Below are 21,416 nucleotides of genomic sequence, written 5' to 3' on the forward strand. Positions count from 1 at the left end.
TGTAACATAGTATCAGTTATATTATGCGTATAAAAAATTTAAGCAACTGAAAATCAGCGAGTAATATACCAATTGCTAAAACCTTTAATGGTATTCATTTAACGCCAAATAATGTCTTTTTTTGCTTCGGATGGAATAAGGAATACTTTTTTGTTCCTTATTTAATGCCTGTTCAACTGTGAGTCGTGCTATTAGGTAACTAATTGTGGATTCGGCTCCCTGATTAAGATTTACATAATTTTCTTCGAGTCCGTCATAGCATCCTCCGGTGCACGGATTATAAATGATTTGATTCAGATGATTGTTCCCCAGGAACCAATTGAAAGACATTTCCATTTTATTCAAATAACCATCATCCTGAAAGACATCATGAAATTTACTAAGCGCAAGAATGGTATATGCAACATCTATTGGCTGTTCACCGCCAGCAGCATTAGAAGTTTCCTTTATGGGATTTTCTCCTCTGTGCAGCCATGTTTTATTTGAAATTACCTGTAAAGTATCTTTTTTATAGGTCAGTGATAACAGAAAATCAAAGGAGGATTTTGCAATTTCCTTGTAAATAGGTTCGTTGGTTGCCAGCCAGGCGCAAATCATCGCTTCGGATAAAAGACTATTGGCGTAGGTAAGATAACTTTCAAACCAATTCCAGTCTTTATCAGATTCGTGTTTGTACATTTGGACTAAGCGATTTGCAAGCTCTTTTATAACGGAAATGTCTTTTTCGGTTTCATGGTGGAGGTTGTGATAATACAATCCTTTTATGATGAATCCCATCGCTCGTGTAGAGTGGATTTTATTAATAGTTACCAACGCATGCTGCATGACATCCTCTGCTTCGAAAATCAATGATTCCGGCAAGATGTCCTGCATCGAAATCATAAATCCCAAAGCCCAAATGGCCCGACCGTTGGCATCAGCGAGATTGGCTGAGTTGTTTTCAGAGGTAAACTTCTTTTCATCGTTTACGTAATTGAGGAAATAGCCTTCGGGCTGCTGACAGTATTTTATGAATTTGAAATAGGTATTAATGAGCCTTAAAGTTTCATCGTCATGCGTCATTTCATAGTACATGCACACAGCAATCAAAGCTCTTGCATTGTCATCTAAGGTATAGCCGGAATCAATATCCGGCAGATTCATTTTAGAGAATTGGATGATTCCAAAATTGGTTGTCATATTTTTTACGTGATGGAGCTTGATCTCCGGCATGGTATAACATAATGAAATTTTATTGTGGGTTATTTGTTCCAATAGCGAGGCATGAGCTAAAGCGGAATTTTCCCAGGTAGTTGAAGCCATCCGGTGCAAACTATTCGAACTGAGGCTTTGCATCAGATGTTCGTCATTCAACAACCGATTTACTGCTTCTGCAAGTTGTTTGGAATTTCCAAAATCAATTTTTATTCCGGCATTATCTTTTATGACTTCAACCGCATGTGGAATCGGAGTGCATACCACGGGGCAACCACAACTGATAGCATACGAAAAAGTTCCGCTAACGGCCTGATTGGGATCTTTGGAAGTAAATAAATAAATATCGGTCAGTTGTAAGTATTCAAGCAATTGTGGTAAGGGTAAAAATGAATTTTTGAACTGAACATATTCCTGGATCCCCAAAGCTTCAATTTTATCCTCTAACATTTTTCGATATTGTTCTCCCTGTTCTTTAATCACTGAAGGATGGGTTTTTCCGATAATGAGAAATAAGATGTCGGGATGCTCCTTAATAATAGCCGGTAAGGCATTCAGGCTCGTTTCGATGCTTTTCCCCGAACTGATTAATCCAAAGGTGGAAAGGATTTTTTTTCCTGAAACGTTGTATTTTTCCTTCAGAGCATCCTTATCCATGTGTTTGACAAGATGGGTTCCATGTGAAATAATCGTTATTTTTTCGGGAGCAACACCATAATCCCGTGTTAATATTTCGGCTGATGAATGTGTCATAACAATAATGGACTCTGCTGCATCATTTAATTGCTGCACCTTTAATTGGAATGCTTCATTCGGATGTGGTAAAACCGTATGAAAAACAATTACTACCGGCTTTGTTAATGCATATAAAAATTGGTTGAAATAATCGTCATTTTTAAATAAACCGAATTCATGCTGGATCAAAACCAGTTGAATGTTTGGGCTATTATTGATATTCTGGATTAATCCAGTGTATGATTCCGCGTCATCAGTTGTAAGAACATATTTGATTTCATCCGAATAACTGTGCTTTTCATTTTCCGACTCCAGCGGGCAAATTCTGATTTTGACTGATTGGCCAAATTTTTCATTTAAAGCCGTAATCAAATCCTGAGAATAAGTTGCTATACCACATTCTCTTGGAGGGTATGAAGTGATGAATAAGATTTCTGGAAGAGTGTTTTCATTTACTGAATTTCTTTTTCTTGAATCTATCTGGGCTTTATCAGTTATCATTTTTTATAAAGTTTTAATTCAGTTAATAATTCAGAAAGCTGTACTGACGCACAGGCAATGTATTTATCGGCAGCACCATAATAGATATACAAAGTATCATCGAATAGGGCAGTTCCTGTCGGGAAAACCACATTATCCGTTACGCCTTTCAGTTCCCACTTTAAATCCGGTTTAAATAACTCGTCGGGAAGTCGTGCGATTTCTTTTTGAGGATCATTTAAATCCAGTAAGGCGGCACAGGCGGAGTAAACAAATCCTTGAGTGGTATCGTGGACCCCATGATAGATTAAAAGCCAACCGTCTTCTGTTTCAATGGGGGGACATCCACCTCCGATATAACTGGATTCATGAAGTTCATGAATCGGATCCAGAACTATGTGTTTTGGTAGGTCGGTGAAATAATTGTCCCAAAATTCTTTTGTCAAATCCTCTAAATTGGTTACCGAAACTATCTGTATGCCGGGATGTATGCGGTGAAGCAAATGAAATTTCCCGTTTATTTTTCTTGGAAAAAAAATAACATCTTTATCCCACATATAGACTTTTTCTTCCTGTTTAAAATGTCTGGCATATCTAATATACTTGGGATTCAATTCCGGGAACGAACATACCAGCGCTTTAAATTCATCCAAAGCCAATTGCGGTACTATCAATCCTTTTTTTTCAAAATGCATTAAATCTGTTGAAGTCGCTAACGCTCCAAGGGCATTTACACCATCAAAAGCCACATAGGTTAAATAATATGTACCATCGATTTCCACGATTCTTGGATCTTCCACTCCATGGGATTCATAAGATTCGCTGACACTAATAATAGGCATTTCCCACCGTTTTTTGACTTTTAACGGGCCTTCCAATTCACAATATCCAATAGTGGAAAAATTTCCTGTGGTTACCGCTCTATAAAACATATGAACGGTATTCCCTTCCTTAATTATCCCTGGATTCAGAACACCATCATTTTCAAAGTCAAGCGCAGTTTTCTCTAATAGGATTCCTTCTTTTTTAACTTTTATCATAATAAACGATTGCTTATCTTATAAATCAGGGTTTATTATAAAAAGAAAATATGCGGAAAAGAATTTTAATCCGCATATTTTATAAGATCGTCGAACATTATTTTTTACTGCTTTCCAGCATCTGATCACGCAATCTTTTTACACTGTCATGATCGGCTTTTATGAGTGAATGCTGTTCTTTCACCATTGTTTGCTGCTCGGTTGTAAGATCTTCGATGCTATCGGTCAGAGCCTGGTGATAGGTTTCCAATGCTGCATCTTCTCCAAATTCACAGGAACTTAATATTGCTCTTCTGTCATGGCCCAAAACGGCAGCTTTTATATCCATCCAAACTCTGTAAAATTTACCGCTGGTTGTTGTTTCTTCTGTTGGTTTTCCTCCTAATCTTGTCACTTCTGCTACAAGTTCGGATTTGCATCTTAAACTGGTTTGTTTAAATTGTGAAAACAATGCCTTCAAATCACCTTCTTCCGCTTCTTTTGAAGCAGTTTCATAACCATTAATACGGTCATTGTTGATTTCAATTAGCGAATTCAGTACGTCAATGGATTTTTCTGTGTTCATCTTTTTTGATTTTAAATATTAAAAATTAATTAAGCTCACATTTTATAAAGCAATTTGGGTACTTGTATGGATTTCTATGAATCAATTTTTCATTCGTAGGAGGTTTTTCAAATTTACGCAAATACTTTATAAATTCAAACTTATTTACAAATAACTTATTGATTTTTAACTAGTTAAATGGAGTAAATATAAATTTGATCCACTAATACAGATGTATTTGGATTCGAAAAAACGGTATAAAATGGTGGTAATATTTAAGGTGAATCTCATTTTATGAACTGAATTAAAGCAACACGTAGCTGCCTTAATTCAGTTTTAAATGGATTTTGGATCAAAGATCAAAAGAAAGAGTTCTTTTTTATAATCTTTTTCCTTGGATAAGTCTTAAAACAATAGCGATAACAGCTATTACAAGTAGGATATGGATCAATCCACCGGCACTATATGCGAAGTAACCGATTGCCCAAAAAATAATTAAAATAACTGCGATGGTGTAAAGAAGATTGCTCATGTTGTTTGGTTTTAAATGATTATTTATTATTAGTATAAATCTGTTTACTCGTATTCAACCTTATTCATAGATTTTATTTCCCTTTTTTATCAGCAGCAACTAACAGAATGCCACCGACAATAAGTATTCCGCCAATAATGGGAGACCATTGCACAGGATGGCTCTTTTCCTGGTTAATTTCTACTGGCCCAATGTCTACGACTTTTTCTTTCGTAACATACGTGAATCCGGTATAAATCATCATAATAACGCCTACTATAATCACTACTATTCCTACTGTTTTCATATTTGATTTTTTAAATTTATAAACTAGCGAAGCTGACTTAGTTCTTTGAAAAATACTCTTTAACGAATGCTTGTTCCTGATTCTCAGTCATTGGGTCTGCCTGCTGAATTTCTACTTTAATTTTCAGGCACCGCTCATCTTCACTTAAAATATCAAATAGTTCGATTTTTGCATCCGATGGACCAAATAGGATTATTTTCTTATAATCTTTAATGATCTCATTCAGTTTTGAAAAATAGGCCCATCGTTGTTGTTTTTCGTAGCTCATAAAACGACCTACGTTATTCCACAACCTATTTACGTTTTCCAGATCGATTAATCGGGATTCGATGATCTCTGTTTCAATGGACCCGCCAATAAATTTCATCAAATGTGCAGTTGAATGATCCATCCAAATGCCTAATTTTTTTTCTGCCATTGCTGCCAATTTTAATTTTATAAAAATTTCAAGACATCTGGAGCTATTCTTCCGTTTTAACTATCAAAAGAATTTAAAAATATCATTAGATTTTTCTAAAATTGCAATTCTGACATTTGTTAAAAAAAATATTTAAAACGCATAAATAATTGTTATTTAATGATTTGGTGTGACATAAAGTTAATAAAATATTGCGAATAATTGATATGCAGCAATAAAATAATTTTATAATTGCAGTATTTTATTAACTTATATCTCAAATGTTTTCCTACATCACTTAGTTTAAAAGGGATTTAAAATTAATAAATAAAAACTTATGATTCGTCTTTCGTTGTACGTACCAAACTGATTCCTGAAATGAAAAAAATAATCCCCAACACTCCGTAAATAATAAGTGTTTTGATATCTCGTGTATCACCCGCTGTGCTTGCAAAAATAACTGCGGTGTAAATTAATCCGCCTATTCCCAGGGCCGTAAGTAAGGCCCCAAAGATTCTTTTTAAATTCATGATAATTTGTTTTTAAAGGTTTGTTTTTCAATACCGTAAGATAGTTCTTGTTATAACGTGTTATTTTACATTAAAATTGTTTATTCTTATAAATTCTTATGAATTTGAGCGTTCAATTTTCTTCAAATCTGATGTGGCGGGACCGTTAATCACCTTGCCGTCATAGGTAAAACGGGAACCATGCATCGGACAGTCAAATGTTTTTTCATCGGCATTCCAATGCAAAATGCCGCCTAAATGTGGACAAATTGCGGTACATGTGTGAAGGACATTATGTTCGTCGCAATAGGCGGCAATTTTTTTCATTCCTGCCGACACTATTCCTCCTTGTCCTGGTTTTAAATCTTCAGCCGACTTTACATCTTCCTTGGTAAACCAATCTCCATATTGTACGACCATGTTGCCGACTTCATGCAGGTAGTCACCGGTATTTTTTAAAGTAATGCGGGAAGGACTATATATTTTAGCCCATGGATTTTCTTTTCCGGTGATCAGGTCAGTAATGATCATTCCGCCAAGTGTTCCGTGCGTCATGCCATTTCCTGAATCGCCTGTAATAATGTAGATGTTTTCGTCACCGGGATTGCGTCCTATATAGGCTAATGAATCCAATGGTTCCATAACCTGTCCGGACCATTTGTATTCAATAGTCTGGATATCGGGAAAATGTTTCTTAGTCCACTTAGCCAATCGCTCATACCGGTCCTCTTCCTTAATATGTTCCTGTTCTGACTGACCGGTTCGATGATCTTCTCCTCCGGAAATTAAAATATCGTAGTCTTCGTCAAATTCTTCCAAACGTACATAATGATAGGGTTGGGATAGCCATTTGGAATCCAGGTTCCCTGTGTCCCACCATAGCGCATACGGTAGTTTCCCTTTGGGAATTTTAGCTCCTATAACATACGTACGGTAAGGCCATTGTTTCGTGTGCATCGTCACCCAGTCATTGACCGGAGTATTCGTGGCCACCACGATGTGATTGGCAGTTATCTTAAATCCATTTACAGTAGCGCCTTCTTTGGTAATATTCTCCGCTTTGGACTCGGTGTAAATTTTGCCGCCTAATTTTATAAAAGCATTCGCAAGTCCCTTGAGGTACATAAGAACATGAAATTGGGCCTGGTCAGCGAATCTGATGGCCCATTTGCCTTTCTCAGCTGCAATAAACGGTACCGATTTTACCATTTCCGTAATCAGCCCAAGACGTTTCGTAGCCTCGTATTCTTTCTCCAGATTTTCTTTGTTATCAGTCGGGTGTAAAAACAAATACCCGTCCACTCTTTTGAAATGACAGTTAATTTTATGATGTTTGACTGTATTTGCGATCCATTCTATGGCCGCCATATGACTGTTTGCCGCCAACTGAGCCGTTTCCTGATCAAAAATTTTCTCCAATTCAAAATAACGGTCGTCCAAAGCGCAGGTAATATGAGCTGTTGTTCTTCCTGTCTCTCCGCTTCCAATGAATCCATCTTCAACTATAATAACCTTTCGGCCCTCTTTTGCAAGACAATAAGCAGTTGTAAGGCCGGCAATTCCACCACCAATAACCAATATATCAGTGTTAGTGTCAGCAATCAGTTTACTATATTGCAAAGGTTGAGTAAAAGATGAATGCCAAAAAGAGAGGTTTTCGCCTGAAGTAATTATTCCTTCTCCGGAAATTTCGTCGTTAATAGATTTAGTTTTTACAGTCCGTGTCGCCATATCAGTTAATTTTGATTCAGTTAATTCGTTGTTGTAAATTGTATGGAGAAAGCATTTTACTACTAAACTTCTTTATTTAATACCGCATAAAATTTAAGGATGGCATCCCCAAAGCAATATAAATTGAAAATAATTGTAGCTAAAATTGTAATTTTTGAATATTTAAATTTACGAAATAAATTTTAATATTATGATTACCAGTGAATTAATTCAGTAAATTTTTACAAATTTTTAAATGCGATAATTCACTATCCCAATAAAAACGGAGTCTCGCAATTAAAAATTTTTTTTTAAAAAAGTAGTATTGGTTGAAAATTTTCAATTTCGCCAAAATGGAATTAATTAGCGTACTCATTTTTTAATTATACGGAGAAACTCTATTTTTGCGCTACACAACATAACGCAAACATGTATAAACTGATTATCCGCCCGATACTTTTTTGGTTTGATCCGGAAGAAGTACATTATTTCACCTTTTCACTCATTCGCTCTTTATCCAATATTCCCGGATTCTCATCCATTTTCAGATCTCTTTATGTAGTCAATGACAAAAGACTGGAAACAGAAATTTTCGGCCTCAAGTTTAAAAATCCGGTAGGATTAGCAGCGGGTTTTGATAAGGATGCCAAATTATATCAGGAATTATCCAATTTTGGATTCGGATTCATTGAAATAGGAACATTAACTCCAAAAGGCCAGGAAGGAAATCCCAAAAAACGTTTGTTTCGTCTCAAAGAAGACAGCGCCATCATCAACCGAATGGGATTCAATAACGGCGGAGTTCTGGAAGCAGTAGAAAGACTGAAGAAAAACAACGGGGTTTTGATTGGTGGAAACATCGGTAAAAATAAGCTGACGCCCAATGAAGATGCCACTTCCGATTATGAAATCTGTTTTGATGCCTTGTATAATCATGTAGATTATTTTGTAGTCAATGTGAGTTCGCCTAATACGCCCAATCTTCGGGCTTTGCAGGATAAGGAGCCGTTGACAAAATTGCTGCAGACGTTACAGAATAAAAATTCGGCCAAACCCAATCCAAAGCCAATCCTGTTAAAAATAGCACCCGATTTAACCGATGAACAGTTGTTGGATATTATCGACATTATTAAGGAGACTAAAATTGCAGGCGTAATTGCAACCAATACCACCATTTCCCGTGAAGGGTTGCAATCTTCAAATAAATCTGAAATGGGTGGTCTTTCCGGTAAACCATTGACCCAGAGGTCCACCGAAGTCATCCGTTTCCTTTCTGAAAAAAGTAACAAAGCATTTCCAATCATTGGAGTGGGAGGAATCCATTCTGCAGAAGACGCGATAGAGAAATTAGAAGCCGGAGCGAGTCTGATTCAATTGTACACCGGGTTTATTTACGAGGGACCCGCTTTGGTGAAAGCCATAAACAAAAAGATTTTAGAGAATTATTAATTTCGAAATTCGTAATTTACAATTCACAATTGTTTTCTATCTTTGAATTTCTATGGAACCTATAAAAATAATTGAATGCCCACGTGATGCGATGCAAGGCATTAAGGCATTTATTCCTACCGAAAAAAAAGTCGCTTACATCCAGTCTTTACTGCGTGTGGGCTTTGACACTATCGATTTTGGTAGTTTTGTTTCCCCGAAAGCCATTCCGCAGATGCAGGATACCGCTGAGGTTCTGGCGCAGCTGGACCTGTCGCAGACCCGAAGTAAATTACTGGCCATTATCGCCAATACGCAAGGCGCCGTCACAGCGTCAGGACATTCTGAAATTCAATATTTAGGTTATCCTTTCTCCATTTCTGAAAATTTTCAGATGCGGAATACCCACAAAACGATAGCGGAGTCGTTAGTTACCTTGCAGGAAATTCTCGAAATCGCCGATAAAAGTAATAAGGAGGTCGTAGCCTATCTTTCAATGGGTTTTGGAAATCCTTATGGTGACCCATGGAATGTGGATATCGTGGGGGATTGGACCGGGAAATTGTCTAAAATGGGTGTCAAAATCCTTTCTCTTTCTGATACGGTGGGAAGTTCCACCCCGGCAATGATAGAGTATTTATTCTCCAACCTGATTCCGAAATACCCCAAAATAGAATTCGGAGCGCACCTGCATACAATACCCGAAAAATGGTTCGAAAAAGTAGATGCTGCCTATAAAGCAGGGTGCCGCCGGTTCGATGGTGCCATTCAGGGTTTTGGAGGCTGTCCGATGGCCAAAGACGATTTGACCGGGAACATGCCGACCGAAAAATTATTGTCTTACTTTACGACTCAAAAAGAAAACACCAATACCAGTCCAATGAGCTTTGAAAGCAGTTACAATGAAGCGACCAAATTATTTGGCGAGTTTCATTAGGAGCTTTTTCCCGCTGTTCACAGTATCTTATTATAAAAAAAATAATAAGGATACTTGCTTCCATCGGGGCTAGGGATTTTGGATTCCAAATACGGATTCTTAATATAATGTTATTTCAATTCCATTTTTAATGATAAATTCCTTATATTTGCACGCAATTTAACTACAAATTGCAATGATAGCACACAACACAAAGATTATCGGCGAAGGTTTAACTTACGATGATGTCCTACTGATTCCCAACTACTCCAATGTGCTTCCTCGCGAAGTGAGTATCCAATCAAAATTTTCAAGAAATATAACGCTTAATGTTCCCATTGTATCCGCAGCTATGGATACCGTGACCGAAAGTGCTATGGCAATTGCTATGGCTCAGGAAGGCGGAATAGGTGTTTTACATAAAAATATGACCATCGAGCAACAGGCTGCGAAAGTCCGTAAAGTAAAGCGTGCCGAGTCCGGTATGATCATCGATCCGGTAACTTTGCCGTTGACTTCTAACGTTGCTGATGCCAAAAGTGCCATGAAGGAATTTGGTATTGGTGGTATTCCAATTGTGGATGAAAACAAAATACTAAAAGGAATTGTTACCAATCGGGATTTGCGTTTCGAAAAAAACAATGCCCGACCAATTGTTGAGGTGATGACCAGCGAAAATCTGGTTACCGTAGCGGAAGGAACTTCATTGGAACAAGCCGAAGTTGTCCTGCAAGGAAACAAAATCGAAAAACTTCCGGTTGTCGATGCCAACTATAAATTAGTGGGATTGATTACCTTTAGAGATATCACCAAGTTAACCCAAAAACCAATTGCCAACAAAGATGTTTTCGGACGTTTGCGTGTTGCTGCCGCTATCGGAGTTACCGGTGATGCGGTTCAGAGAGCTGAAGCTTTGGTGAATGCAGGTGTTGATGCAATTATTATAGATACGGCCCACGGACATACGCAAGGTGTTGTCAATGTGTTGAAAGAAGTAAAAAGTAAATTCCCCCAAATAGATGTTATCGTTGGAAATATCGCCACTCCTGAAGCTGCCAAATTCTTAGTGGAAAATGGTGCTGATGGTGTGAAAGTCGGAATCGGACCGGGGTCCATCTGTACCACTCGTATTGTGGCGGGTGTTGGTTTTCCGCAATTTTCAGCAGTGTTGGAAGTGGCTGCTGCGATAAAAGGTACCGGTGTTCCTGTAATTGCTGATGGTGGAATCCGTTATACGGGTGATATTCCAAAAGCAATCGCCGCAGGTGCTGATTGCGTAATGTTGGGTTCCCTTCTGGCAGGAACCAAAGAATCGCCGGGAGAAACCATTATTTTTGAAGGAAGAAAATTCAAATCCTACCGCGGAATGGGTTCTGTTGAAGCAATGGAAGGCGGGTCAAAAGACCGTTATTTCCAGGATGTAGAAGATGATGTCAAGAAACTGGTTCCGGAAGGAATTGTTGGCCGTGTACCTTATAAAGGAGAACTTAACGAAAGCATGTTACAATTTATCGGCGGTTTACGGGCCGGGATGGGATATTGCGGTTCTAAAGACATTCAGACTTTACAGGAAACCGGTCGTTTTGTTCGCATTACCGCTAGCGGAATTAATGAAAGTCATCCTCATAATGTGACCATTACTAAAGAAGCTCCGAATTATTCGAGATAATTATTAGCTATATTTTAAGGCATAAATGTAACTTCATTGCTATATTTATGCCTTTTTTGATGAATTTATTCTAGTAAATCCTTCTTTAAATGTTCACTATCCCAACTGTGATTGGTGGCGGCTATCTGTGCATGAATATCACTTTTCAGTAATTGTTCCTGCATTTCATTTTCTTCTTTCACTGACACCAGATAAGCCATTCTATCATGCCGTTTTTCGGCCAGTTTACGGATGTTGATTTCGTCATATTTAATAAACTGCTGGCCTTGGCGGTTGGCGGTATATTTCCGATGTCCCAGTTCCACTAAAGCATCCACGCCCATATGAACGGCGCTGTATAAAGTTTCGCGATAAATATGATTTACTTTATGATCTATCAGTTCATAGGCATCGATACGGTTACGGGCCCTGGTCATGATCTTTAGTTTCGGAAAATGTTTTTGCAGCAATTCAATCACCTGCAGGTTTACACTGGGATTATCAATGGCGGCAATAAATAATTTGGCATTTTCGCATCCTGCTGCTTTTAATAATTCCAAACGGGTAGCATCGCCATAATAAACCTTGAAACCCATTTTCCGAAGCAAATCAATTCGATCTGAATCATAATCCAAAATGGTAGCTTTGACATTATTAGCTCGGAGTAGCCTTCCAACGGTACTTCCAAAATGACCAAAACCCGCGATGATAACAGGATTGTTTTCGTTAATGTAATCGCTGTCATTTTTGCGCTCTTTTACTTTAGCCCGGGTATTGGGGTAAATCAGTCGTTCATTAATAAGTAATAAAAACGGTGTGGCCACCATACTCAAAGCGATGACTGCCATAATCTGATTGGCCAGCATACTCGGAATAATATTCAATAACATCGAGAAACTCATAATCACAAAGCCGAATTCCCCCGCTTGGCTCAAACTCAATGACATTAAGATATTCTGATCTTTTCTCTTTTTGTAAAATTTGCCTATAGCCAAAAGAACCACAAATTTAACCATCGTTAAAATGGCCCCAAAAGCAAAAATAAACAACGGATTGATACTGATCAGCCTGAAGTTGATCGAGGCGCCTACGCCAATGAAAAACAACCCTAATAATAGTCCCTTGAACGGGGCAATATCTCCTTCTAATTCGTGTCTGAATTTGGAATTGGCCAGTACGACACCTGCCATAAATGCACCAAGCGCCGGACTTAACCCCACTAACTGCATGAGGTACGAAACGCCGACAACAAGAAGCAAGGCGGAGGCAGTAAAAAGTTCCTGGAGTCTGGTTTTTGCTATGATATGTAAAAGAGGAACAAACACAAAACGGCCACCAAAATATATTAGGGAGATGATTCCTAAAACGATAAGTGTCTGTAACCAACTGGCATAACCTGAAATTAACGAGGGCTGAATTTCATTAACGGTTTCAGGATTTACAGAAGACAATAGAGGTAAAAAAGCAAGAATTGGGATTACCGCAATATCCTGAAAAAGAAGTATGGCAAATGAGGAACGTCCCATCGAGGTTTTAGACAGTCCTTTTTCCTTAATGGTTTGCAATACGATTGCTGTGGAGGAAAGTGCCAAAGATAACGAAATAGCCAACGTTGCTTTCCAATTCCATTCCATGAAAATGAGGCAGCCTATAAATAAAACAATGGTTGTAGCAATCATTTGCATGCTACCCATCCCGAGAATGAATCTCTTCATTTTCCAAAATTTCTCCGGCTCCATTTCAAGGCCAATAAGGAACAACATCATTACTACACCAAATTCCGCAAAATGCATGATGTCCTGGCCTTCATGACCAATGAATCCCAATACGAATGGCCCAATGATCATACCGGCAAATAAGTAGCCCAAGGTCGAGCTTAATCCCATTTTTTTAGCAATGGGAACACAAATCACTGCTGCCGATAAATAGATGATTGCCTGAAGTAGAAAATTAGTATCCATTTTATATTTGTATTGTTGCAAACCATTCGTTCATATAATGGTATTCCAAAATTTCTTCAATGTTTAAATCATTATTTTCTAAATATTCCAAAAAATAGCCATAAATCAATCCATTCTTATGATAATCCTCTTCGGTCATATTATGGGTTCCATGGACTACAAACGGAGGTAGATACTGCATATTGCATACTTTTGCCGTCTGATTGAAGGGCTCCAGTAAATTGGGGATCGTATACCGGTCTCGTCCCGTTTCACAATAGTTTTCTTTGTCTCCGCCGGTGGTAATTACCTGGAAAACAATTTTATCCTGAAGTACTTTTCCTTTTCTGCCATAGGCCCAGCCATGTTCCAAAACCATATCAATCCACTGTTTCATCAACGGCGGACAACTATACCAGTACATAGGATGGTGCCAGATGATTATATCATGCTGTGTCAATAACCATTGTTCGTGTTTTACGTCAATATCAAAATCTGGATATTCCTCGTACAAATCATGAAAAGTGATATTCTCTGATTCGGGAATATTTTTAACCAATGCTTTATTAGCATGCGATTTTTCAAATAAAGGATGAGAAAATATAATTAAGATTTTATTTTGTGGCATGGACGTTAGATTACTGAATATATATGTTTTTGACCCAGCTAAAAAATGCATTACGTGCTAACTGTCCCGAACGCTTCCGTTCATTGTGAAAGATATAAAATAAAGCGGAGTTTCGGAAATCCAATCTCAGCAGAAATTCAAATTTTATGATATTTTTATAAAATAAAATAAAAAAACCCGCTAAAATTATTAGCGGGTTGCATGGGATTTTGATGTAGTATTTAGTTGATCCCTAAATAATTACTTGGGGTAATTTGCATCAATTCTGTTTTTATCTCGTCCGAAACTTCCAATGTGGCAATGAAATCCTGGATCGCATTTTTGTCAATTGTTGTATTGGTTCTGGTCAGGCCTTTCAATGCTTCGTATGGATTTGGATACGCTTCTCTTCTTAAAATAGTCTGAATAGCTTCCGCAACCACAGCCCAGTTTTTTTCTAAATCTTCCGCAAATTTCGGTTCATTCAATAGCAGTTTGTTCAATCCTTTTAAAGTAGCCTCAAAAGCGATTAATGTATGTCCAATCGGAACGCCAATGTTTCTTAAGACGGTGCTGTCAGTTAAATCTCTCTGAAGTCTTGATAATGGTAATTTAGCCGAAAGATGCTCGAAAATAGCATTTGCTATCCCTAAATTCCCTTCCGAATTTTCAAAATCGATTGGATTTACTTTATGAGGCATCGCGGAAGAACCAATTTCGCCAGCTTTGATTTTTTGTTTGAAATAATCCATCGAAACGTAGGTCCAGATATCACGGTCCAAATCAATGATAATGGTATTGATTCTTTTCAAAGCATCGAAAAATGCCGCAAAATGGTCGTAGTGCTCAATCTGTGTCGTTGGGAATGAATGATGTAATCCTAAAGTTTCTTCCACAAAATTATTTCCGAATTTTCTCCAGTCAATCTGCGGATAAGCCACATGATGGGCATTGTAATTCCCTGTAGCGCCACCAAATTTAGCGGCAAACGGAATGTTGAACAACAAACGCATCTGCTCTTCCAAACGTTCTACAAACACACCAATTTCTTTGCCTAAGCGGGTAGGGGAAGCAGGTTGTCCGTGGGTACGGGCCAGCATTGGTATGTCTTTCCATTCAATGCTTAAATCCTTCAGTTTCGATGTCAATGTTATCAAAGACGGCATATATACTTTTTCGAAAGCTTCTTTGGTCGAAAGTGGAATCGCCGTATTATTGATATCTTGGGAAGTTAATCCAAAATGGATAAACTCTTTATGTGCTGATAACCCTAATTTTTCAAAAGCATCCTTGATGAAATATTCAACTGCTTTTACATCATGATTTGTTGTTTTCTCGGTTTCTTTAATCCAAAGTGCATCTTCTGTAGAGAAATTTTTATAGATATTCCGTAAACTTTCAAATAAATTGGTATTGACTTCTTTTAACTGTGGTAAAGGAGCTTCACAAAGTGCGATGAAATATTCAATTTCAACTAATACACGGTATTTGATTAAGGCTTCTTCAGAGAAAAAAGGAGCTAAGGAAATAGTCTTGTTTCTATATCGGCCGTCAATTGGAGATATAGCATTCAATTCGTTTAAAGTAGTCATTGTTGTGTTGTTTGTTCGAAAGGCACAAATATAAACCTTTAGAAACAATTTTGAAAAGGATTACTTTTTTAAATAAAATCTAAAAGCTTCTTTTTAAGTATTTTCATTCCTTCGGAAGCGACTTCCGGAATCACATCGAGCAGATTGGGCAGATTGTGAATTTGGACAGGTTTGGGGTCGATATAAAAAACGGGTGTGTCGGGATGCGTATATTGCACTAATCCCGCCGCCGGATAGACTTGTAACGATGTGCCGATGACCGCAAAAATATCCGCCTGCTTTGTTAACTCTAAAGCCTGCTCCAAAGCCGGAACTTCTTCACCAAACCAAACAATATGTGGACGCATTTGATGGTTGTTGTTGTCAAAATCCCCTAAAATTAAATCGTCATGCCAATCCAGAATGTAATTCTCATCTTTCGTGCTTCGGATTTTTAATAGTTCCCCGTGAAGATGCAAGACTTTTGTGCTTCCGGCTTTCTCATGTAGGTTGTCGACGTTTTGGGTGATGATGTATACATCGAAATCAGTTTCCAGTTCGGCAAGAATCTGATGTCCGGCATTGGGTTGAACCTGTTTTAGTTGTTGTCTTCGTTTGTTATAAAAATCCAGTACCAATTCCGGGTTTTTATTCCAGCCTTCCGGCGAAGCGACTTCCATTACATCATGTCCTTCCCATAGCCCGTCCGAATCACGGAACGTTTTAATGCCGCTTTCGGCACTGATTCCTGCACCGGTCAGAACCACTAATTTTCTTTTCATTCTTAAATTATTTTAAACTCGTAATTGTTTTTAAATTTACCAAAAAATATTGATAATGGTGGATCTCGAATACCTGGCTTTTTTGGAAAACATATTGACTGAAAATCGGAAAGAGAAATTTTTGAAAGTGCTGCAAAACAGAACCCATCATTTTACGGTGGCCATTGAAGATGTTTTTCAGATGCACAATGCGAGTGCGGTGATGCGCAGCTGTGAGGTTTTCGGGATTCAGGAACTGAATGTTATTGAAGAGCGTTACGGAAAAAGCATCGATAAGGAAATTGCGATGGGCGCCCAAAAATGGGTGGACATCAATAAATTCGACAGTGTCTCCGGATGCATTGCCAGTCTGAAAGGAAAAGGATATCAGATTATTGCAACCACACCGCACGATAATGACTGTCTGCTTGAAGATTTTGATATTTCCAAACCAAGTGCTTTATTTTTTGGTACCGAAAGAGACGGATTATCAGAAGAAATATTGAAACAGGCGGATGGTTTTTTAAAAATACCGATGGTTGGTTTTACCGAAAGCCTGAATATCTCCGTTTCGGCGGCAATAATCATTCAGAATTTGATGAACCGATTGCGCCATTCGGATATAGACTGGCATTTGTCTGATGAAGAAATTCTGGAAAAGCGATTGGCCTGGGCCAAGAATTCCATTAAGGATATCAAAAGAATTGAAGCGCGGTATTATTCAGAAAAAGTAGATTGATTGTCTTTTGATGAAATTTATTTCTTCTTCAGAATCTTATATTCTTCGTAACATTCACTGATAGCATCCATGATTTGTAGATCGTTCGCAGTTTTTACAAAGGATTCGGAGTAATTGCAACGTTCTAGAATTTCGGCAATTTCTTTTTTATCGACTCCAAGAAGTACAGAAATTGTTTCGCGGTCAAATTTGGAGGCCAATAAATTACGAACAGTATCGTCCTTGCGCATTTCCTTTATTTTTTTAAGCTCTTTCGGTTTTTTGCCAAAGAAATTATAGAGCATATCCGCAGGATTGAATAAAGATCCCATGACCCTTCCAAAAGCACCCGGAGAATATTCGCCTGCCTCATAACCCGTGTCAAGACCTGAAATACTATAACGATAATTTTCTCTTGTTGGAATCAGTTTGGAGTCGATTTCAAGATACCCGGTTAAATCATAAGGGCGTACGACAACTTCTTCAAGTGCGATGGCTTTTTCGGTCATCTGAATGCGGGTCGTTTTATTTTTGACCCAGTCGTTGGTCACTCGTATAGTCAAGGATTTGAATCCAATGAGGGAAAGGTGTAAGGTATCGTTTACGGCAATTTCAAGTTCAAAAAAACCTTTCGAATCCGAGATGGTCCCTTTTACTTTATTTAGATTAATGATATTGACATTGGCTAACGGCAACATGTTGTTGTCGTTAATGATAGTTCCTGTAACTTTTTGGGATTCTGTAGTCTGTGCTACAGTAAATGTGGAAAGTAATACTAAAAAGAAGACTACAAAATATCTCATATGTGGCTTTAAAACTTTAAAAGTAATAAAACCCGATAAGATATTGTGCAGTCTTCGTATAATTATAAGAAAATTAACTAAAAGTATTAGCTTTTTCTTGGTCTTCTTGCTTTTGGTGCATCACTGCTGAAGCCTTCTGATCTTCTTGGAGCTCTGTCTGAAGAACCTTCTGTTCTTGGTTCTCTTGGTGAAAATCCACCCTCTCTTGGAGCTGAACTTCTTCCGCCAAAACCACCTTCTCTCGGTGCTGAGCTTCTTCCTCCGAATCCGCCTTCTCTTGGAGCTGAGCTTCTTTCGCTTCTGAAACCACCTTCTCTTGGAGCAGAACTTCTGCCACCAAATCCGCCGCCTCCGGAACTTCTTCTCTCGCCGCCACCTGAGCTTCTTCCGCCTCCAAATCCACCACTGGAACTTCTTCCGTTGTGATCTCTTCTTCCGCTTCCGCCACCATCGTTTTTAGAAATCTCCACATTGATTCTACGTCCTTCTAATTGTACGTTGTTCAATATTTCCATTACTTTATCGGTGTGTTCCGGGTCTGTGTTAAAAAAAGAGAAACCTTCTTTTACATCAACCTTAAATACATCGTCACGACCTAAGTCTAAAGTTTCTTTAAGGTAATCTTTCAATTGCATCCAGTCGAAATTGTCTCTCGAGCCAATATTTACAAAATAACGTGTTGCGCCATTGTTGTTGTTTTCTCTTGGAGCTCCATCCCTATCATCACGCTCACGTCTGTCTGAACCTGAAGATTGATTGGAAATGTCTCTGTTTTTCTTGTAGTAAGCAATAAAACGGTTGAATTCTACCGATACCATTTTCTTAATCAGTTCTTCTTTGGTTAAACCATCTAAAACTTGATTAATTGCAGGTAAGTAGTTGTCAATTTCGTGATCTACTTCTGTGTCTTTTATTTTAGTTGCAAGGTGCAACAATTGGATTTCACAGATTTCGATTCCTGATGGAATAGTTTTTTCTTCAAATTTTTGTTTGATGATTCTTTCGATAGAAGAAATCTTACGCAATTCACTTTTAGTAACAATTACGATAGAAGTTCCAAGTTTCCCGGCTCTTCCCGTACGTCCTGAACGGTGATTGTAAGTTTCGATTTCATCAGGTAATTGATAGTTTACTACGTGAGTAATATTATCAACGTCAATTCCACGTGCAGCAACATCGGTAGCTACCAACATTTGGATTTGTCTTCCACGGAAAGATTTCATTACACCGTCACGTTGCGCCTGAGATAAATCTCCGTGCAAAGCGGCAGCGCTGTATCCGTCCTCAATCAATTTTTCAGCAACAGCCTGTGTATCTCTTTTGGTACGACAGAAAACTACTGAGAAAATGTCTGGATTAGCATCGGCTAAACGTTTCAAAGCTTCGTAACGGTCACGTGCATTTACTAAGTAAAATTCGTGAGAAACGGTTGCAGAACCCGAGTTTTTAGTTCCAACTGTAATTTCTAAAGGATCGTGCATGAATTGTTTTGCAATACGTGCTACTTCCTGTGGCATAGTTGCAGAGAACAACCATGTGCTTTTTTCGTCCGGAGAGGTAGATAAGATGTTTACGATGTCTTCGTAGAAGCCCATGTTCAACATTTCATCTGCTTCGTCAAGAATGCAATAATTAATCTGAGAGATGTTTACCAATCCTCTGTTAATCATGTCCTGCATTCTACCCGGAGTGGCCACGATAATCTGTGCGCCTCTTTTAATGTCTCTGGCTTGCTCTGTAATACTTGCACCACCGTAAACTGCTACTACATTAATACCTTTTTCGTATTTAGAGTAATTTTTAATTTCGTTGGTAATCTGTAAACAAAGTTCACGTGTTGGAGATAAAATTAATGCTTGTGTATTTCTGTTGTTGGCATCAATTTTTTGAATTAGCGGAAAACCAAATGCTGCCGTCTTCCCTGTCCCTGTCTGAGCCAACGCAACCATATCAGTATCTTTTTCCAATAATAGGGGAATCGCTTTCTCCTGTACTTCAGTCGGATTCTCAAATCCTAGATCTAAAATCGCCTTCAGTAACGATTCACTCAATCCTAATTGTTCAAATTTATTCATATTGTATTTTAAAATATTTTGCAAAAGTACACCTTATATTTGTGATAAACTAATGCTTTTAACAGTTTTAAATATTGATGATGAATTGACTGTCAGCTTTTTATGTTTTATAATTGCTATTTGTACCGGTTCAACGCGTGTAAAACTGTCAGATAAGCGATGTTATAGTGCCGAATTCAAATGTTTCAGCAATAGGTTAATAGCAATCCCTCTGTGGCTGATGGCTGCTTTCTCGGCCATGTCCAATTCTGCGAAAGTTGCATGATATCCTTTTGGTTTAAAAATGGGATCATATCCGAAACCCTTACTTCCTTTCCTAGCAGCAGTAATTTCACCCTTGGCTATGCCCGTAAAAAGGTGCTGTTGGTTGTTTATATTTAATGCGATGACGGTTTTGAACTGGGCTTTTCTGTTGGATTCTTCCGAAAGCGCAACAAGAAGTTTATCCATATTATCGTCGGCATTTTTTTGTTCACCTGCATAACGTGCCGAGTATACTCCAGGAGCACCATTTAAAGCTTCAACTTCGAGCCCAGTGTCGTCTGCAAAACAATCGTAACCGTATTTTTGAGTAACATAGTTGGCCTTCAAAATGGCATTTCCTTCAATAGTATCGGCGGTTTCGGGAATATCTTCATAACATCCAATGTCTTCAAGGCTTAAGATTTGGATGTTCTCCGGAAGTAATTGCTGAATTTCCTGGATTTTATTTTTATTGTTGGAGGCCAAGACGAGTTGCATAATTTATTTTTTTTGTTACAAAGAGACAAAGTTACTTGTTTTAAACAATATTTGAGAAAGTGTAATTATTAAATTATTTATACATAATTGTTTTTCAATTTTATGTTAGAGACTAGATTAAATTAGTTTGTGGTTGTTAGTGGTTCAGATGTTTCTCGGGAAAAAGATTAATTAAACTGGATGTACAAAAGATTTCGTAGCATTTAAAGCTGCTGTAGGTAATTCTGCTGATTATTTTGGTTCTGATTGTACTTAAAAAAAAGCTAACAGTAATTTTGGCTTTTTTTTGTATGGCATCTGAGGAAAGCTGTTTTAATGTATTATTTGAATGGCAGATTCGTTAAATAATAATTAAAAAATTCATTTACAATAAGTTAGGTAAATTTTTTTTTATCTTTGAAGTGTAGTTTTGATTAATTACTTGAATATACCAATCTGCATTAGGAAATATTCAATAGTCAGCCAACCGAAAGGTGCAGTTGATAATAGTAAATCAAAACCACAACTGAAGAGGTCTGAAAGGGCCTCTTTTTTTATGCTATAAAAATTAGTTAAAGTGCTGGATTATATTTTTATACAGCAAAAAATATTGTACTTTTATGATGTAGTTTTGATTAATTACTTGAGTATTCATCTGTATAAGGGAAGATATTCAATAGTCAGCTATACTGAAAGGTATAAGGTGATAATTGTAAATCAAAATGACAACTAGAGGCCTTGTATAAGGGCCTCTTTTTTATGCATTTCCATAAAAATTTGAAATCTATTAATTAATAGTTAA

Annotated in this window: 19 protein-coding genes; 4 read left to right on the forward strand and 15 right to left on the reverse strand. The window is 37.7% G+C overall.

Annotation, left to right across the window (positions count from 1 at the left end; genetic code table 11):
• Nucleotides 1-84: 84 nt before the first annotated feature.
• The 8 genes from FNW07_RS09060 to FNW07_RS09095 all read right to left on the reverse strand — a co-directional run bounded on the left by FNW07_RS09060 (nt 85) and on the right by FNW07_RS09095 (nt 7,448).
• Nucleotides 85-2,430, reverse strand: a complete 2,346-nt coding sequence (locus FNW07_RS09060) for a glycosyltransferase (RefSeq protein WP_126742728.1) — start codon at nt 2,428-2,430, stop codon at nt 85-87.
• On the reverse strand, nt 2,427-3,449 hold the full coding sequence (locus tag FNW07_RS09065; protein ID WP_126742727.1) for a pesticidal protein Cry7Aa: 1,023 nt from the start codon (nt 3,447-3,449) through the stop codon (nt 2,427-2,429). The genes FNW07_RS09060 and FNW07_RS09065 overlap by 4 nt, the downstream gene beginning before the upstream one ends.
• A 97-nt stretch (nt 3,450-3,546) precedes the next feature.
• Nucleotides 3,547-4,014, reverse strand: coding sequence for a PA2169 family four-helix-bundle protein (locus FNW07_RS09070; protein WP_126742726.1), 468 nt, complete (start codon nt 4,012-4,014; stop codon nt 3,547-3,549).
• Between the two features lie 358 nt (nt 4,015-4,372).
• Nucleotides 4,373-4,525, reverse strand: coding sequence for a lmo0937 family membrane protein (locus FNW07_RS09075; protein WP_126742725.1), 153 nt, complete (start codon nt 4,523-4,525; stop codon nt 4,373-4,375).
• Between the two features lie 73 nt (nt 4,526-4,598).
• Entirely contained in the window at nt 4,599-4,811 is a 213-nt protein-coding gene (locus FNW07_RS09080; protein ID WP_126742724.1) for a hypothetical protein, read from the reverse strand.
• Nucleotides 4,812-4,848: 37 nt separating this feature from the next.
• Nucleotides 4,849-5,229 (reverse strand): hypothetical protein, encoded by a 381-nt coding sequence (locus tag FNW07_RS09085; RefSeq protein ID WP_126742723.1) that lies wholly within the window; start codon nt 5,227-5,229, stop codon nt 4,849-4,851.
• A gap of 314 nt (nt 5,230-5,543) precedes the next feature.
• A complete protein-coding gene (locus FNW07_RS09090) occupies nt 5,544-5,738 on the reverse strand; it encodes a hypothetical protein (RefSeq protein WP_126742722.1) in 195 nt (64 codons plus the stop codon).
• 96 nt (nt 5,739-5,834) lie between these two features.
• Complete coding sequence (locus FNW07_RS09095; RefSeq protein ID WP_126742721.1) at nt 5,835-7,448, reverse strand: FAD-dependent oxidoreductase; 1,614 nt, start codon at nt 7,446-7,448, stop codon at nt 5,835-5,837.
• 408 nt (nt 7,449-7,856) lie between these two features.
• Here FNW07_RS09095 and FNW07_RS09100 point away from each other — a divergent pair, with 408 nt between their 5' ends.
• The 3 genes from FNW07_RS09100 (at nt 7,857) to guaB (ending at nt 11,440) form a co-directional block, all read left to right on the forward strand.
• Entirely contained in the window at nt 7,857-8,876 is a 1,020-nt protein-coding gene (locus tag FNW07_RS09100; protein WP_126742720.1) for a quinone-dependent dihydroorotate dehydrogenase, read from the forward strand.
• A gap of 52 nt (nt 8,877-8,928) precedes the next feature.
• The gene (locus tag FNW07_RS09105; protein WP_126742719.1) at nt 8,929-9,792 is read left to right on the forward strand and encodes a hydroxymethylglutaryl-CoA lyase; all 864 of its coding nucleotides are present in this window, start codon (nt 8,929-8,931) and stop codon (nt 9,790-9,792) included.
• Nucleotides 9,793-9,967: 175 nt separating this feature from the next.
• A complete protein-coding gene (gene guaB, locus FNW07_RS09110; protein ID WP_126742718.1) occupies nt 9,968-11,440 on the forward strand; it encodes an IMP dehydrogenase in 1,473 nt (490 codons plus the stop codon).
• A gap of 65 nt (nt 11,441-11,505) precedes the next feature.
• On the opposite strand, the gene FNW07_RS09115 is transcribed toward guaB, so the two are convergent.
• The 4 genes from FNW07_RS09115 to FNW07_RS09130 form a co-directional block, all read right to left on the reverse strand.
• On the reverse strand, nt 11,506-13,380 hold the full coding sequence (locus FNW07_RS09115) for a monovalent cation:proton antiporter-2 (CPA2) family protein (protein ID WP_126742717.1): 1,875 nt from the start codon (nt 13,378-13,380) through the stop codon (nt 11,506-11,508).
• A 1-nt stretch (nt 13,381) separates the two neighbouring features.
• Complete coding sequence (locus FNW07_RS09120; protein WP_126742716.1) at nt 13,382-13,987, reverse strand: NAD(P)H-dependent oxidoreductase; 606 nt, start codon at nt 13,985-13,987, stop codon at nt 13,382-13,384.
• A 221-nt stretch (nt 13,988-14,208) separates the two neighbouring features.
• On the reverse strand, nt 14,209-15,558 hold the full coding sequence (gene purB, locus FNW07_RS09125) for an adenylosuccinate lyase (RefSeq protein WP_126742715.1): 1,350 nt from the start codon (nt 15,556-15,558) through the stop codon (nt 14,209-14,211).
• A gap of 68 nt (nt 15,559-15,626) precedes the next feature.
• A complete protein-coding gene (locus FNW07_RS09130; RefSeq protein ID WP_126742714.1) occupies nt 15,627-16,319 on the reverse strand; it encodes an NAD-dependent deacylase in 693 nt (230 codons plus the stop codon).
• Nucleotides 16,320-16,374: 55 nt separating this feature from the next.
• Here FNW07_RS09130 and FNW07_RS09135 point away from each other — a divergent pair, with 55 nt between their 5' ends.
• On the forward strand, nt 16,375-17,037 hold the full coding sequence (locus tag FNW07_RS09135) for an RNA methyltransferase (RefSeq protein WP_126742713.1): 663 nt from the start codon (nt 16,375-16,377) through the stop codon (nt 17,035-17,037).
• Nucleotides 17,038-17,054: 17 nt separating this feature from the next.
• Here FNW07_RS09135 and FNW07_RS09140 read toward each other — a convergent pair whose 3' ends face one another.
• From FNW07_RS09140 to FNW07_RS09150, 3 genes are all read right to left on the reverse strand, one after another.
• Entirely contained in the window at nt 17,055-17,819 is a 765-nt protein-coding gene (locus tag FNW07_RS09140; protein WP_126742712.1) for a carboxypeptidase-like regulatory domain-containing protein, read from the reverse strand.
• An 86-nt stretch (nt 17,820-17,905) separates the two neighbouring features.
• Complete coding sequence (locus tag FNW07_RS09145) at nt 17,906-19,894, reverse strand: DEAD/DEAH box helicase (RefSeq protein ID WP_126742711.1); 1,989 nt, start codon at nt 19,892-19,894, stop codon at nt 17,906-17,908.
• A 162-nt stretch (nt 19,895-20,056) separates the two neighbouring features.
• Nucleotides 20,057-20,635: a non-canonical purine NTP diphosphatase gene (locus tag FNW07_RS09150; RefSeq protein ID WP_126742710.1), complete on the reverse strand. Its 579-nt coding sequence runs from the start codon at nt 20,633-20,635 to the stop codon at nt 20,057-20,059.
• Nucleotides 20,636-21,416: the final 781 nt, after the last annotated feature.

Origin of the sequence: Flavobacterium sp. GT3R68 (genome assembly GCF_007109225.1) — a bacterium.
In the GTDB taxonomy this organism is placed as follows: domain Bacteria; phylum Bacteroidota; class Bacteroidia; order Flavobacteriales; family Flavobacteriaceae; genus Flavobacterium.

Excerpts from the sequence above, each read along its gene's own strand:
- FNW07_RS09140 (WP_126742712.1), bottom strand. The coding sequence starts at position 17,819 with ATGAGATATTTTGTAGTCTTCTTTTTAGTATTACTTTCCACATTTACT.
- FNW07_RS09085 (WP_126742723.1), bottom strand. The coding sequence starts at position 5,229 with ATGGCAGAAAAAAAATTAGGCATTTGGATGGATCATTCAACTGCACAT.
- FNW07_RS09065 (WP_126742727.1), bottom strand. The coding sequence starts at position 3,449 with ATGATAAAAGTTAAAAAAGAAGGAATCCTATTAGAGAAAACTGCGCTT.
- guaB (WP_126742718.1), top strand. The coding sequence starts at position 9,968 with ATGATAGCACACAACACAAAGATTATCGGCGAAGGTTTAACTTACGAT.
- FNW07_RS09130 (WP_126742714.1), bottom strand. The coding sequence starts at position 16,319 with ATGAAAAGAAAATTAGTGGTTCTGACCGGTGCAGGAATCAGTGCCGAA.
- FNW07_RS09120 (WP_126742716.1), bottom strand. The coding sequence starts at position 13,987 with ATGCCACAAAATAAAATCTTAATTATATTTTCTCATCCTTTATTTGAA.
- FNW07_RS09070 (WP_126742726.1), bottom strand. The coding sequence starts at position 4,014 with ATGAACACAGAAAAATCCATTGACGTACTGAATTCGCTAATTGAAATC.
- FNW07_RS09100 (WP_126742720.1), top strand. The coding sequence starts at position 7,857 with ATGTATAAACTGATTATCCGCCCGATACTTTTTTGGTTTGATCCGGAA.
- FNW07_RS09060 (WP_126742728.1), bottom strand. The coding sequence starts at position 2,430 with ATGATAACTGATAAAGCCCAGATAGATTCAAGAAAAAGAAATTCAGTA.
- FNW07_RS09095 (WP_126742721.1), bottom strand. The coding sequence starts at position 7,448 with ATGGCGACACGGACTGTAAAAACTAAATCTATTAACGACGAAATTTCC.
- FNW07_RS09080 (WP_126742724.1), bottom strand. The coding sequence starts at position 4,811 with ATGAAAACAGTAGGAATAGTAGTGATTATAGTAGGCGTTATTATGATG.
- FNW07_RS09135 (WP_126742713.1), top strand. The coding sequence starts at position 16,375 with ATGGTGGATCTCGAATACCTGGCTTTTTTGGAAAACATATTGACTGAA.
- purB (WP_126742715.1), bottom strand. The coding sequence starts at position 15,558 with ATGACTACTTTAAACGAATTGAATGCTATATCTCCAATTGACGGCCGA.
- FNW07_RS09145 (WP_126742711.1), bottom strand. The coding sequence starts at position 19,894 with ATGAATAAATTTGAACAATTAGGATTGAGTGAATCGTTACTGAAGGCG.
- FNW07_RS09075 (WP_126742725.1), bottom strand. The coding sequence starts at position 4,525 with ATGAGCAATCTTCTTTACACCATCGCAGTTATTTTAATTATTTTTTGG.
- FNW07_RS09115 (WP_126742717.1), bottom strand. The coding sequence starts at position 13,380 with ATGGATACTAATTTTCTACTTCAGGCAATCATCTATTTATCGGCAGCA.
- FNW07_RS09090 (WP_126742722.1), bottom strand. The coding sequence starts at position 5,738 with ATGAATTTAAAAAGAATCTTTGGGGCCTTACTTACGGCCCTGGGAATA.
- FNW07_RS09150 (WP_126742710.1), bottom strand. The coding sequence starts at position 20,635 with ATGCAACTCGTCTTGGCCTCCAACAATAAAAATAAAATCCAGGAAATT.
- FNW07_RS09105 (WP_126742719.1), top strand. The coding sequence starts at position 8,929 with ATGGAACCTATAAAAATAATTGAATGCCCACGTGATGCGATGCAAGGC.